Origin of the sequence: Sporichthya sp. (genome assembly GCF_013815995.1) — a bacterium.
GTDB lineage: Bacteria > Actinomycetota > Actinomycetes > Sporichthyales > Sporichthyaceae > Sporichthya.
This window is the reverse complement of record NZ_JACDFE010000130.1, coordinates 1-12402: the sequence shown is the minus strand read 5'-3', so window position 1 is coordinate 12402 and position 12402 is coordinate 1. Positions and strand designations below refer to the sequence as shown.

Genomic DNA, 12402 nt, shown 5'->3' with positions numbered 1-12402 from the left:
GCCCGCGGCCCGGCGGCGGGTGCGCGGGGCGGCAGCGGTGGTGGAGGTGGTCTGTGCGGCAGCGTCTGAGGCGACGGTGCCGGTGGGCTCGTTCTCGAGCATCCGGTTGTCTCTGTTTCCGGCCCCCGGGCGCGCCGGGTGGGCGCGCCGCACAGGAACCTAAGTCTGGGTGTCCGTCGCGCCGGTGTGACGGCAGCGTCCGGACGGGCGGGTGGAGCAAAACCTGGGCGGGACCGACGGCGAGACGATCAGCCGGGACTTTCGGGTGCCAGCGGGTCGTGCACCTCAGAGGAATCAGCACCGAGGGGGCCCTGCGCCAGCCTGGTCACACGAGGTGACTGGGGCGGCCTCAGGTCGGCCACTCGGGCGAGTCCGGAGAGGACGTCATCGGGTCTTACGGCGGGCGTGGCTTGCCGTACGACCACGTCCAGTATCGCACAGGGCCCTTCGTCCGTCCCATCGCGCCGCTCCGCAGGGGTCACGCGCGCCGCGAGAACGGCGCCCCGCGCGTCGAAGGTGCGCGGTCCGTTCTTGGTCGTCCGGGTGACCTCGACGGACTCCGCGGCGAGGAAAGTGGCGAGCGCGGCGGTGGCCTCGGCGTCGCTGACCCCGGGTAGTTCGATGGACCAGACCGAGGCCTGCAACCGGTCCGCCAGCGCCCCCGGTGCGGCTATGACCACCTCGACAATGTCCAGGCCGTCCGGCAGAGCGGCGTCGAGGTCGGCCCTGATCTGGTCCGGGTCACGGATCTCGGCGAGGCCGATCTCCAGGTACTCGGCCTCACTGGCCACGCCGGTCGGGGCGGCGTTGGCGTAGGAGACCTTGGGGTGCGGCGTGAACCCGGCCGAGTACGCCATCGGCACCTTGGCCCGGCGCAGCGCCCGCTCGAAGGCGCGGGCGAAGTCGCGGTGACTGGTGAAGCGCAACCGGCCCCGTTTGGCGTAACGGATCCTCAGCCGCTGCACCGTCGGCGGTGGTGGCGGCCCCTCGGGCTGCTTGCCCACCGGGGTTACGCGACCGTCAGCGGGAGCAGCGTCCGGCCGGTCGGGCCGACCTGGATCTCGGTGCCCAACTGGCCGCAGACCCCGCAGTCGAAGCAGGGCGTCCAGCGGCAGTCCTCGACCTCGGTGTCGGCCTCGGGGTCGTCGGCGGCGACCAGGGCCTCTTGCCAGTCGTCCCAGAGCCACGCCTTGTCGAGCCCGGAGTCCAGGTGGTCCCAGGGCAGCACCTCGTCCTGCTCGCGCTCGCGGGTGGTGAACCAGTCGACGTCGACGCCGGTCTCCGCCAGCGCGGTCGCGGCGCAGGACATCCAACGGTCGAAGGAGAAGTGCTCGCTCCAGCCGTCGAACCGGCCGCCGTCACGCCAGACCGCCTCGATGACCGGGCCGACCCGGCGGTCACCGCGGGAGAGCAGGCCTTCGACGATGCCGGGCTTGCCGTCGTGGTAGCGGAAGCCGATCGCCTTGCCGTAGCGCTTGTCGTCGCGCACGACGTCGCGCAGCTTCTTCAGCCGCACGTCGGTGGTCTCGTGGTCGAGCTGGGCGGCCCACTGGAACGGGGTGTGCGGCTTGGGCACGAACCCGCCGATGGAGACGGTGCAGCGGATGTCCCGGGAGCCGGTGGCGTCGCGGCCGGCCTGGATGACCCGCTTGGCCAGCTCGGCGATCTGCAGCACGTCCTCGTCGGTCTCCGTCGGCAGGCCGCACATGAAGTAGAGCTTCACCTGCCGCCAGCCGTGCGAGTACGCCGTGGTGACGGTGCGGATCAGGTCCTCTTCTGTGACCATCTTGTTGATCACCTTGCGCATCCGCTCCGACCCGCCCTCGGGCGCGAAGGTCAGCCCGGACCGGCGGCCGTTGCGGGTCAATTCCTCGGCGAGGGTGACGTTGAAGGCGTCGACCCGGGTGCTCGGGAGCGAGAGCGAGATCTTGTCCGCCTCGTAGCGGTCGGCCAGGCCCTTGGCGACCTCACCGATCTCGGAGTGGTCGGCGGAGGACAGCGAGAGCAGCCCGACCTCGTCGAAGCCGGTGTTGTCCAGGCCGGCCTGGACCATCTCGCCGATCGCGGTGATGGAGCGCTCCCGGACCGGTCGCGTGATCATGCCCGCCTGGCAGAACCGGCAGCCCCGGGTGCAGCCGCGGAAGATCTCGACGCTGAACCGCTCGTGCACGGTCTCGGCCAGCGGGACCAGCAGCTTGCGCGGGTAGGGCCAGGAGTCCAGGTCCATCACGGTGTGCTTGGCGACGCGTCCCGGCACACCGGGGCGGTTCGGCACCACGCGCTCGATCCGGCCGTCGGGTGCGTACTCGACGTCGAAGAAACGCGGCACGTAGACCCCTCCGCTCGCCGCCAGGCGCAGCAGCAGCTCGTCCCGGCCGCCGGGCGAACCTTCGCCCTTCCACTCCCGGACGACCTCGGTGATCGCGCCGACGATCTCCTCGCCGTCCCCGAGAACCGCGGCGTCGATGTAGTTCGCGATCGGCTCGGGGTTGAAGGCGGCGTGCCCGCCCGCAATCACGATCGGGTCGGTCTCGTCGCGATCTTTGGCCTGCAGCGGGATCCCGGCCAGGTCGAGCGCGTTGAGCAGGTTGGTGTAGCCGAGCTCGGTGGAGAAGCTGACCCCGAACAGGTCGAAGTCCTTCACCGGGCGGTGCGCGTCGACGGTGAACTGCGGCACCTGGTGCTCGCGCATCAGCTTCTCGAGGTCCGGCCAGACGGCGTAGGTGCGCTCGGCCAGCACCCCGTCCTTCTCGTTGAGCACCTCGTAGAGGATCTGCACGCCCTGGTTGGGCAGCCCGACCTCGTAGGCGTCCGGGTACATCAGGCACCAGCGGACCTCGGCCGAGTCCCAGTCCTTGACGGTCGAGTTGAGCTCGCCGCCGATGTACTGGATCGGCTTCTGAACCAGGGGCAGGAGAGCCTCCAGGCGCGGGAACAGCGAGTCGACGGGCATGGGGCCAGGGTATTCGCTGCTGGAGTGCGTGACCCAGGTCACATCACCTCGGCGAACCGGGCCTGTCGATTCCGGTGACGCCGGTTCGTAGAGAGGGTGAAAGCCGGCACCGCGGCCTGCACCGCCGGCCACAGACACCCCCAGACACCCCCAGACACCCCCAGACACCCAGGAGCTCGCCATGACGCAGTACATGTTCTCGGTCATCCACGACCACTCCGTGCCGATGCCGGAGGGCGAGGAGCTGGCGAAGCTGTTCGCCGACGTCGACGCCTTCAACCAGAAGGCCATGGCCAACAAGACGTGGGTGTTCGGCGGCGGCCTGTGCCCGCCGTCCAGCGCCACCGTGGTCGACAGCACCAAGGGCGGCACCCCGACCACGACCGACGGCCCGTACGTCGAGACCAAGGAGATGCTCGGCGGCTTCTGGGTTCTGGAGTTGCCGGACCTGGACGCCGCGCTGGCGCTCGCCGTCGAGGCCTCGTCCGCGTGCCAGAACCCGATCGAGGTCCGGCCGTTCCAGGCCGAGCCCGAGGCCTGAGGCACGGGGTGCCCCTCGACCCCATCGCAGAGGTCTTCCGGAACGAGTACGGCCGCTGCGTCTCGACGCTGACCCGCGTCCTCGGTGACATCTCCCTGGCCGAGGACGCGGTGGCCGACGCCTTCACCGTCGCGGTCCAGACCTGGGACCCCGACGACCTGCCGCCCAACCCGGGCGGCTGGATCACCACCACCGCGCGCCGGCGGGCCATCGACCGGTTGCGCCGCGAGTCCACGCTGGATGCCCGGCACGCCGAGGCTCTGCTGCTGCACGGCCCCGATGACGACCCGTTCGAGGCCGCCGAGGAGGTGGGACCGGTGCGCGACGACCGCCTGCGGATGCTCTTCACCTGTTGTCACCCCGCATTGGCTCCCGATGCCCGCGTCGCGCTGACGCTGCGCCTGCTGGGCGGCCTGGAGACCCCGGACGTCGCCCGCGCGTTCCTCGTCCCGGAGTCGACGCTCGCGCAGCGGATCGTGCGGGCGAAGAAGAAGATCAAGGACGCGAACATCCCCTATCGGGTGCCGCGCGCCGCCGACCTGCCCGACCGCCTGGCCGGCGTGCTCGCGGTGGTCTACCTGATCTACAACGCCGGGCACACCTCGCCGTCCGGGGAGTCGCTGCACCGGGTCGAACTGTGCGACGAGGCAGTGCGCCTGGCCCGGCTGATCGTCGAGTTGATGCCCGACGAGCCGGAGGCCGTCGGCCTGTTGGCGCTCTTGCTGCTGCTCGAATCGCGCCGGCCGTCGCGCACCGCGGCCGACGGGTCGCTGGTGCTGCTGCCCGACCAGGACCGCGCACTGTGGAACCGGGGGTTGATATCTGAGGGTCAGTCACTGGTGCTCGCCTGCCTGCGCCGCAACGCGCCGGGGCCGTATCAGATCCAGGCCGCCATCAACGCCGTGCACGCGGACACCGTGGACGGTTCGGAGACCGACTGGAGCCAGGTCGTCGCGCTCTACGACCACCTGATGGCGATCGCCCCCACCCCGGTGGTCGCACTCAATCGTGCGGTCGCGCTCGCGGAACTCGACGGCCCGCAGGTCGGGCTCGCCGCCATCGAAGCCCTCGAGCTGCCGGACTACCAGCCGTACTGGGCCGCCCGCGCGGAGCTCCTGGTGCGCGCCGGCCGGGCCGCCGAGGCCACCGACGCCTACGACCGCGCCCTGGCCCTGAGCGACAACGCCGTCGAACACGCCCACCTCAGCCGGCGCCGCGCCCTGACCATTCCCCCATCCGGGCGTACTCAATAGCCCCACGAGTTACCAACCACCACATTGGCACCGAGATCGGACATCGGGTCAGGCCGGGCAAATCGGTGCGAGGTGGGGCACATGAAGCGGTGGACAGCAGCCCGGGCCGTGGTGGGGGCAGCCACCTTGAGCGTGAGTCTGGCGGCCCTGGGCGTCCTGCTCCCCGCCGACGCGGTAGGCGCGGTCCCCACGTGCGACGGCCTGCCCGCGACCATCGTCGGCTCCGGCGGCCTCGACCAGATCTTCGGAACCGACGGCCCGGACGTCATCGTCGCCCTGGACGGTGGGGACGTGATCGACGGCCGCGGCGGTGACGACGTGATCTGCGGCGGCGCCGGGAGTGACCAGATCCGCGGAGGCCGCACGCTGCTCGGGGGCCGCGGGCTGGACACCCTCGACGGCGGGACGGGCACCAACACCGAGGTCCAGGGCTGAGGGTCATGAAGCGAGGCATCGCTGTCGGCTCGGTGCTCGGCCTGGCCGCGCTCATCGGGCTCGACCCGGGCACCGGCCTCGCGGTGCCGTGCGGCTCGCAACCGATCCGCGCGACCCTGGCCTCCTCGGCGACCCACGTCCCCGCCCCGACGACCACGGTGCTGGCCTCGGACCGCAACCCGTCGCGGTTCGGGCACCTGGTGCGCCTCACCGCCCGGGTCACCTCCGCCACCGGAGACCCCACCGGGAGCGTCGACGTCGTAGACGGTGTCACGACCGTCTGCGACGACGTGGTGCTCGACGCGGCCGGAGTGGCGGCGTGCGAGGTGCGACTCCGCCCGGACGCGCATCCGCTGACCGCCACCTACACGGGCGACCCGGACTTCGCGACCAGCAGTTCGGCGCCCCTCGCCCAGACGGTGCGCGCCCCCCGGACGGCGACGCCCGGGGCGCAGTAGCCAGTACCGTCGCACCTGTGGACTGGGGCGACGCATCACAGGACCTCGTCGTGCACGCCGACAACCTCGACGTCCTCCCGCTGATCCCCGACGGCGCGTTCACCACGATCTACCTCGACCCGCCGTTCAACACCGGGCGGTCACAGAAGCGCGAGCGCATGAAGACGGTGCGCTCGGAGGCCGGGACCCGGATCGGGTTCGGCGGGCACACCTACGAGCAGGTCGTCACCGGGCTGATGGCCTACGACGACGTCTTCGGCGACTACTGGGCCTTCCTGTTCCCCCGCCTGGAGCACGCCTGGCGACTGCTCGCCGAGGACGGGACGCTGTACCTGCACCTGGACTACCGCGAGGTGCACTACGCCAAGGTCGCGCTCGACGCGCTGTTCGGCCGGGAGTGCTTCCTCAACGAGATCGTCTGGGCCTACGACTACGGCGCCCGCACCACGAAGAAGTGGCCGGCCAAGCACGACACGATCCTGGTCTACGTGAAGGATCCGAACCGCTACCACTTCGACTCCGCCGAGGTGGACCGCGAGCCCTACATGGCGCCCGGACTCGTGACCCCGGAGAAGGTCGCGCGGGGCAAGCTTCCGACCGATGTCTGGTGGCACACCATCGTCTCCCCCACCGGCAAGGAGAAGACCGGCTACCCGACGCAGAAGCCGGAGGGCATCCTGCGCCGGATGGTCGCAGCCTCCTCCCGCCCGGGTGACCGGGTCGCGGACTTCTTCGCCGGCTCCGGCACCCTCGGCGCGGTCGCGGGACAGCTCGGCCGTCGCTACGTGCTGATCGACTCCAGCCCGGACGCGATCGACGTCATCCGCAAGCGCCTGGGCGATGGCCCGGCCTACGTCACTCCCTGAGGCGTGCACGAGTTCTCCCGATAGTGCAGTTGAACACCGCTCCGCCGCGCGACGCCGGTGTCCAAGTGCACTATCGGGCGAGGTGGTGCCCGTCAGACGGGGGCGAGCGGGCGGCGTTCGCCCGCGGGCAGTTCGACGACGATCTCGTCGCCCGCGCGCACCCGCCCGTCGGTGAGGACGACGCCCATCACGCCGGTCTTGCGGATTACGCTGCCGTCAGGCGCCTCGCCCAGGGTCTGCGCGAGCAGCCCGGGCTCGAATCGGTCGATCTGCACGCAAGGGTTGCGCAGCCCCGTCACCTCGATGGTGGCGGCACCGAGCCGGAGCACGGTTCCGGTGGGCAGGGCGAGCAGGTCGAGACCGCGCGTCGTGATGTTCTCGCCCAGCTGGCCGGGGGCGACGGAGTAGCCGGCGGCCGCGAACTCGTCGTGCAGTTCGGCGTGCAGGAGGTGCACCTGGCGAAGGTTCGGCAGGGTGGGCCGCCAGCGTTTGCGGGAGCGGTGCTGGACGGTGGTGCCGGCGTGGGCGTCGCCCTCGACTCCCCAGTCAGCGCGCAACTGAATCTCGGAGACGACCTGCTTGCTGAAGCGGTGCTTCGCGTCGAGGCTGACGGCGAGGACGTGCGCGGGGTGAGCAGGCGGCATGACGTTCATTGTCGCGGCACATCGTCCGGGCGCGAGGGAACTCGGGCGCTCAGGCCAGGGCGAAGGGGACCGAGACCCGCACGCCCACCGCCCGTTCCGGGCCGAGCGGGAGGTAATCCTCCCGCACCGGCGCGCAGGGTTTCTCCCCGAGCCGGTCAAGTTCGTCGAACGCCGCCCGGTAGACGGGCCCGAGGGCGAGGGTGCTGCCGCGGTGCAGTGAGCTCGCCGCCCGGCACGCCGGCAGGGTCGCCGCGACGAGCCCGGCCGCCACCGCGCCCTCGACCGGCGCGAACACCATCCCCTCGACCTCGTCGGTGAGGTCCAAGGGGAAGGTCGCGCCCCACGGTCCAGCGCGGCGCTGCTCCGCCTCGCGCAACGTGGCGCGCAGCAGCGCGATCGCTCGGGTGACGCCGGCCTCGAGGTCGTCGAACCGCGCGGAGTACGGCAGCACCACGACCTGACGGGACGTCAGCTCGATCAGCTCTATCGGCCCCATCGCGAGGTCACCGGCCAGCAGCGCGTCCAGCTCTGCGAGATGACGCCGGCCCTGGTCCAGCTCCTGGGTGATCCGGCGACGTTCGGCCAGCAGCGCCTCGGTGGCCGTAACCCCGCCGGCCATCACCCGCGCGATTCGCTGCGGGGCGACCCCTAGCTCGCGCAGCCGCCAGATCAGCTCGGCCGTCGGCAGCTGGCCCGCCGCGTACCGCCGGTACCCGCTGGACTCGTCGACGAACGCCGGCACGAGCAGCCCGATGCGGTCGTAGTAGCGCAACGTCGAGACAGGCAGCCGACAGCGGCGCGCGAACTCGCCGATCAACACCTCGGGGCGCTCGCTCACGAAGGCAGCATGGCGGATTCCGGTTGGAGAATCCGCACCGTGCTGCGCCGGGCGACGATCGCGGCCACCTTCGCGGGCGCGATCCCCTGTGCGTGCAGGGTGGCGGCCCGGTCGAAGAACTCGCGGTACCGGAAGCAACGGCCGCCGCGCAGCTCCAGCCAGGAGACCCCGGGCAGGAGCAGCCGCGTGCCGCCGCCGGAGGGGACCGAGTCGGCGACGGTGTAGTCGAACTCCCACTCCGCGACGATCGCGTCCGGGGTCGCCACGGCCCGGGTGACCGTCCAGTAGTGTTCGGCCGACTCCACGAAGGTCCGCTCGAACATCGCCCGCAGGGCATCGCGGCCGTGAAAGTCACCGAAGAAGAGGTCGCGGTAGTCGACGTCGTCGGTGAAGCAGTCGAGCACGGCTTCGAGGTCGCGGCCGTTGTGCGCGGTGAGAAAGCGGTGCACCAGGGTCGTCATGCGGCGATCGTGAACCCTGAAGCCACTCGAGGGTCAAGCACTGTCGCAACGTCCGAAAGAACGAGCGCTATAGCTCACGCCGGATCGGACGCCAGGCCCGCGAGGACCCCGACGCGGCGTGGATGTTCAGCAGCAGCCCGACGGCAGCGAGGTTGGCGAGCATCGCGGTGCCGCCGTAGGAGACGAAGGGCAGCGGCAGCCCGGTGATCGGCATCAGGCCGAGCGTCATCCCGACGTTCTCAAAGACCTGGAAGCCGAACCAGCACACCACCGCGGTCGCGACCAGGGCGCCGAACAGGTCGGGGGCGCGCCGCGCGATCAGGGCGCCGCGCCAGACCAGCAGGGCGAACAGGACCACCAGCGTCCCCGCGCCGAGAAACCCGGTCTCCTCGCCGGCGACGGTGAAGATGAAGTCGGTGTGCTGCTCGGGCACGAACTGCCCGCCGGTCTGGGTGCCGTGGAACAGCCCGGTTCCGGTGAGGCGCCCGGAGCCGATCGCGATCCGCGCCTGGTTCGCGTTGTAACCGACCCCGTCCGGATCCAGCGCGGGGTTGGCGAAGGCGGCGAACCGGTCGACCTGGTACTCACTCAGCAGGTTCGCCTGCACCGCGACGAACGCCCCGAGCAGGGCGGTGACCGCCAGCCCGACAATCCACCGGGCCGGCACCGCCGCCACCACCAGGACCCCGGCCAGCACCGCGACCAGCACCATGATCGAGCCGAGGTCCGGTTGCAGGGCGACCAACCCCACCGGAATCGCGGCCAGGCCGACCGCGAGGAAGACCTCGTGGTGGCTGAAGACGCCGGTCCCCTCCCGGCGCTCGGCGAGCAGCAGCGCCAGGCCGAGGCAGAGCGCGAGCTTGGCGAACTCGACGGGCTGGGCCGAGAACCCGCCGACGAAGATCCAGGAGTGCGATCCGTTGACGGTCGCGCCCAACGGGGAGAACACGAGCGCGAGTCCGCCGACCGCCACCAGGTAGACCGGCGGGGTGTACATCCGCAGCCGTCGGTAGTCCGAGCCGGCCAGCGCCCCCGCGAGCGCGAGGCCGAGGGCGATCGAGACCAGGTGACGCAGGATCAGCGACTCGGGGTCGGATCCCGCGGCCTGCAGCCGCGGCTTGGTCGCGGAGTAGACCAGCACGGACCCGGCCGCGCACAGCAGCAGCACCGCGACAACCAGCACCGGATCCAGCCGGCTGCTACCTCGGCTCGGGAGCGCCGTGATCGGATCGAGCGCCGACCGGGCGGCGGGCACGCGGGGCGCCGGACGCAGCAGGGTCATCGGGCCCGTCCGAAGGGTGCGTCGAAGCGGCCGATCGGGAGGGCGGCGGGTGGGAGCGCTCCCGGGAACACCGGATCGCGTCCCACCCCGACCAGCGCGGACAACACCTCGCGTACGCCGGGGCCGCTGGTGCCGGAGCCGGTGCCGCCCTTGGCCACGGTCATCAGCACCACGTAGCGCGGCTTCTGCTGAGCCGGGCCGGTGAACCCGACGAACCAGGAGCTCGGGTCCTCGCTGTACCGCTCGGCCGTACCGGTCTTGGCCCCGACCGGGATCCGGGACAGCGGCCAGTCGCCGAACACGCCGGCGGCCGTGCCGTTGGTCGACACCCGCAGCAGCGCGCCGCGCACGTGATCCAGCACCTCGTCGGACACACCCACCTCGCCGTCCGAGCGCGGGTCGAAGGTGCGGATCAACTGCCCGTCAACATCCAACTCGGCCTTGGCGACCCTGGGCTGCCACAACGTCCCGCCGTTGGCGATCGCCGCATAGACCCGGGCCATCTGCAGGGGCGTCACCGCGGTGTCGCCCTGGCCGATGGCGAAGTTCACCGCGTCGCCGGCCCGGAAGCGCGCACCGTCGGCGCAGTTCTCCACGTCCAACCGGTGCAGGTAGGCGGAGCGTTCCGGATCGTCGGAGGACTCGGAGGGACCGGCCTGCGCGCGGGCGCAGGTGGCCTCCCGGGTGCGCTCCCAGTAGGAGCGCTTGAAGTCACGCAGCGAGATCCGGCCGGGGATCTCACCCGGCAGGTCGATACCGGTGGGCCGCCCGAGGCCGAACGCCGCGGCCATCCGCTGCATCGGATCCTGCGGATCGGCGATCGGGTCGTCACCGCCGTCGCGGAGCCACATCTCGTGCGCGATCTTGTAGAAGACGGTGTCGCAGGAGACCTCGAGCGCCCGGGCCAGGGTGATCCAGCCGTGGGCGGCCGACTCGAAGTTGGTGAAGGTCTGATCCCCGATGCGGTAGTAGCTCGGGCACTCGTAGCGCCCGTTCAGGTCGTAGCCGTTCTCGGCGGCGGCCGCGACCGAGATGACCTTCATCAGCGAACCGGGCGCGGAGGCGGCGGCGAACGGCCGCGCCAGCAACGGCGATCCGCTGCTCTGCGCGGTGAGGCGGGCGTAGGTGCCGTGATCGATCCCGCCGACCCAGTCGAGCGGGTCGTAGGTGGGGGCCCCGGCCATCGCGACGACCGAGCCGTCGGTGACGTCCATGACGACGATGGCGCCGGAGTCGGCGGCGTAGGTCCGCCCGCGGTAGTCGGGCACCTCGTGGGCGCGGGTGATCGCCTCGGCGAGCACCTTCTCCGCGACCGCCTGCACCTGCGCATCGATGGTGGTGACCAGGTTGTGGCCCGGCACCGCGTCGGTCTCGTCCACGGTGGTCAGGACGTGGCCGAGGTGATCCACCGTCACTTGCCTGACGCCGGGCGTGCCGCGCAGCAGGGCGTCGTACTGCTTCTCCAGCCCAGCCCGGCCGACCAGGTCGGCCGAACCCAGCCGCGGGTCGAGCAGGCCCGCCGACCGCTGCGCCGCGACGTCGTCGACGTCGGCCGGCTGCAGGTAGCCGAGCACGTGCGCCAGGTTGGCCCCGGCCGGCGCCGGGTAGCTGCGCACGGTGATCGGGACGGTCTCCACGCCCGGGAACTGTTCGCGGTGCTCGAGGATCTGCAGGGCAAGGGCGGGCTCGACGTCAGTGGCCACCGGAACCGGCTCATACGGCGAGCCGTTCCAGCAGGGCGTAGGGACACCTGGCGCGCACGGCCGGATGCGGGTGCGCAAAGCCTCGACGTCGGTGCCCAGGACCGCGGCGAGCCGGTCCAGCACGGCGGCGCCGTCGCCCGGCTGCCGAGCGAGCTCGGAGCGGTCCAGCGTGACCTGCAGGATCGTGCGGTTGCGGACCAGCGGCCGGCCGAGGTCGTCGAGGATCAGTCCGCGCGGGGCGGCCGAGACCACCTGGCGGGTGGTGTTGGCATCGGCGGCCGCGGCGTAGGCGTCCGAGTCCAGGGCCTGCAGGTAGAACAGGCGCCCACCCAGCAGCAGCATCAGCGAGAGCCCGACGCCCTGCACGAGCAGCACCCGGCGACGGCTGCGCGCGACGATGTTCACCGGACCGCCGTCGGCACGCGCAGCGAGACCGCTTCGATCACGACCGGCGACTCCACCCGACGGCGCCGGTAGAGCGCCGGCAGCGAGAACAGGGCCGCCGCCAACGTCCAGAGGGCGACCGAGGGCAGCCGTTGACCGGCGCCGAGCAGGTCCGCCCTCGGGTCGCCGAGCACCAGTCCGAGCACGGTGAAGGCGATCGGCGCCAGCGCGGCCCCGAGCGCGGCGAGCGCCGCCCCGAGCAGCCTCGAGTCCACGACGTCGGCGGCGAGCATTCCGATCAGGTAGCCGAGCAGGCAGAGCACGAAGGCCCACTGCCCGGTGGCGTGGTCGGCCGGGGGAAGCAGGTCGAGCAGCAGTCCGGTACCGAAACCCGCCACGGCGCCGGCGCGGGCGCCGGCCGTCAGCGCGACGCCGAGCACGGCGAGCGCGGCCACCTGAGGCTCCCCCGGTCCGAACCACGGCAGGCGGGCCACGATCGAGCCCTGGGCGAACGCGGCCAGCAGGAGCAGCCCGGTGGCCCCCGTCACGCGCAAAGCGTTCATTGGGCCCTCATAGGCCCTCAT

Annotated in this window: 13 protein-coding genes; 5 read left to right on the top strand and 8 right to left on the bottom strand. The window is 71.7% G+C overall.

Going from position 1 to position 12402, the window contains the following annotated elements; all coding sequences use genetic code 11:
- Positions 1-248: 248 nt before the first annotated feature.
- Together H0X00_RS14840 and H0X00_RS14835 are read right to left on the bottom strand one after the other, a co-directional pair.
- Positions 249-1004 carry a TIGR03936 family radical SAM-associated protein gene (locus H0X00_RS14840; protein ID WP_293772397.1) on the bottom strand — a complete coding sequence of 252 codons (756 nt, stop codon included), beginning with the start codon at positions 1002-1004 and terminating at the stop codon, positions 249-251.
- 5 nt (positions 1005-1009) lie between these two features.
- The gene (locus H0X00_RS14835) at positions 1010-2953 is read right to left on the bottom strand and encodes a TIGR03960 family B12-binding radical SAM protein (RefSeq protein WP_293772395.1); all 1944 of its coding nucleotides are present in this window, start codon (positions 2951-2953) and stop codon (positions 1010-1012) included.
- 181 nt (positions 2954-3134) lie between these two features.
- Between H0X00_RS14835 and H0X00_RS14830 the strand changes: the two genes are divergently transcribed.
- The 5 genes from H0X00_RS14830 (at position 3135) to H0X00_RS14810 (ending at position 6506) form a co-directional block, all read left to right on the top strand.
- The gene (locus H0X00_RS14830) at positions 3135-3494 is read left to right on the top strand and encodes a YciI family protein (protein ID WP_293772393.1); all 360 of its coding nucleotides are present in this window, start codon (positions 3135-3137) and stop codon (positions 3492-3494) included.
- An 8-nt stretch (positions 3495-3502) separates the two neighbouring features.
- Positions 3503-4747: an RNA polymerase sigma factor gene (locus H0X00_RS14825; protein ID WP_293772392.1), complete on the top strand. Its 1245-nt coding sequence runs from the start codon at positions 3503-3505 to the stop codon at positions 4745-4747.
- Between the two features lie 81 nt (positions 4748-4828).
- Positions 4829-5182 (top strand): hypothetical protein, encoded by a 354-nt coding sequence (locus tag H0X00_RS14820; protein ID WP_293772390.1) that lies wholly within the window; start codon positions 4829-4831, stop codon positions 5180-5182.
- Positions 5183-5187: 5 nt separating this feature from the next.
- Positions 5188-5640: an Ig-like domain-containing protein gene (locus H0X00_RS14815; RefSeq protein WP_293772389.1), complete on the top strand. Its 453-nt coding sequence runs from the start codon at positions 5188-5190 to the stop codon at positions 5638-5640.
- A gap of 17 nt (positions 5641-5657) precedes the next feature.
- A complete protein-coding gene (locus tag H0X00_RS14810) occupies positions 5658-6506 on the top strand; it encodes a site-specific DNA-methyltransferase (protein WP_293772387.1) in 849 nt (282 codons plus the stop codon).
- A gap of 92 nt (positions 6507-6598) precedes the next feature.
- Here the strand turns inward: H0X00_RS14810 and H0X00_RS14805 are convergent, their stop codons facing one another.
- The 6 genes from H0X00_RS14805 to mreD all read right to left on the bottom strand — a co-directional run bounded on the left by H0X00_RS14805 (position 6599) and on the right by mreD (position 12381).
- Positions 6599-7150 carry an MOSC domain-containing protein gene (locus H0X00_RS14805; protein ID WP_293772385.1) on the bottom strand — a complete coding sequence of 184 codons (552 nt, stop codon included), beginning with the start codon at positions 7148-7150 and terminating at the stop codon, positions 6599-6601.
- Positions 7151-7199: 49 nt separating this feature from the next.
- The gene (locus H0X00_RS14800) at positions 7200-7988 is read right to left on the bottom strand and encodes a MerR family DNA-binding transcriptional regulator (protein WP_293772383.1); all 789 of its coding nucleotides are present in this window, start codon (positions 7986-7988) and stop codon (positions 7200-7202) included.
- Positions 7985-8449 (bottom strand): nuclear transport factor 2 family protein, encoded by a 465-nt coding sequence (locus tag H0X00_RS14795; protein WP_293772381.1) that lies wholly within the window; start codon positions 8447-8449, stop codon positions 7985-7987. Before H0X00_RS14795 ends, H0X00_RS14800 begins: the two co-directional genes overlap by 4 nt.
- 67 nt (positions 8450-8516) lie before the next feature.
- Positions 8517-9731 carry a rod shape-determining protein RodA gene (gene rodA / locus H0X00_RS14790; protein WP_293772379.1) on the bottom strand — a complete coding sequence of 405 codons (1215 nt, stop codon included), beginning with the start codon at positions 9729-9731 and terminating at the stop codon, positions 8517-8519.
- Positions 9728-11839 (bottom strand): penicillin-binding protein 2, encoded by a 2112-nt coding sequence (mrdA, locus tag H0X00_RS14785; protein WP_293772377.1) that lies wholly within the window; start codon positions 11837-11839, stop codon positions 9728-9730. The genes rodA and mrdA overlap by 4 nt, the downstream gene beginning before the upstream one ends.
- On the bottom strand, positions 11836-12381 hold the full coding sequence (gene mreD, locus H0X00_RS14780; protein ID WP_293772375.1) for a rod shape-determining protein MreD: 546 nt from the start codon (positions 12379-12381) through the stop codon (positions 11836-11838). The genes mrdA and mreD overlap by 4 nt, the downstream gene beginning before the upstream one ends.
- Positions 12382-12402: the final 21 nt, after the last annotated feature.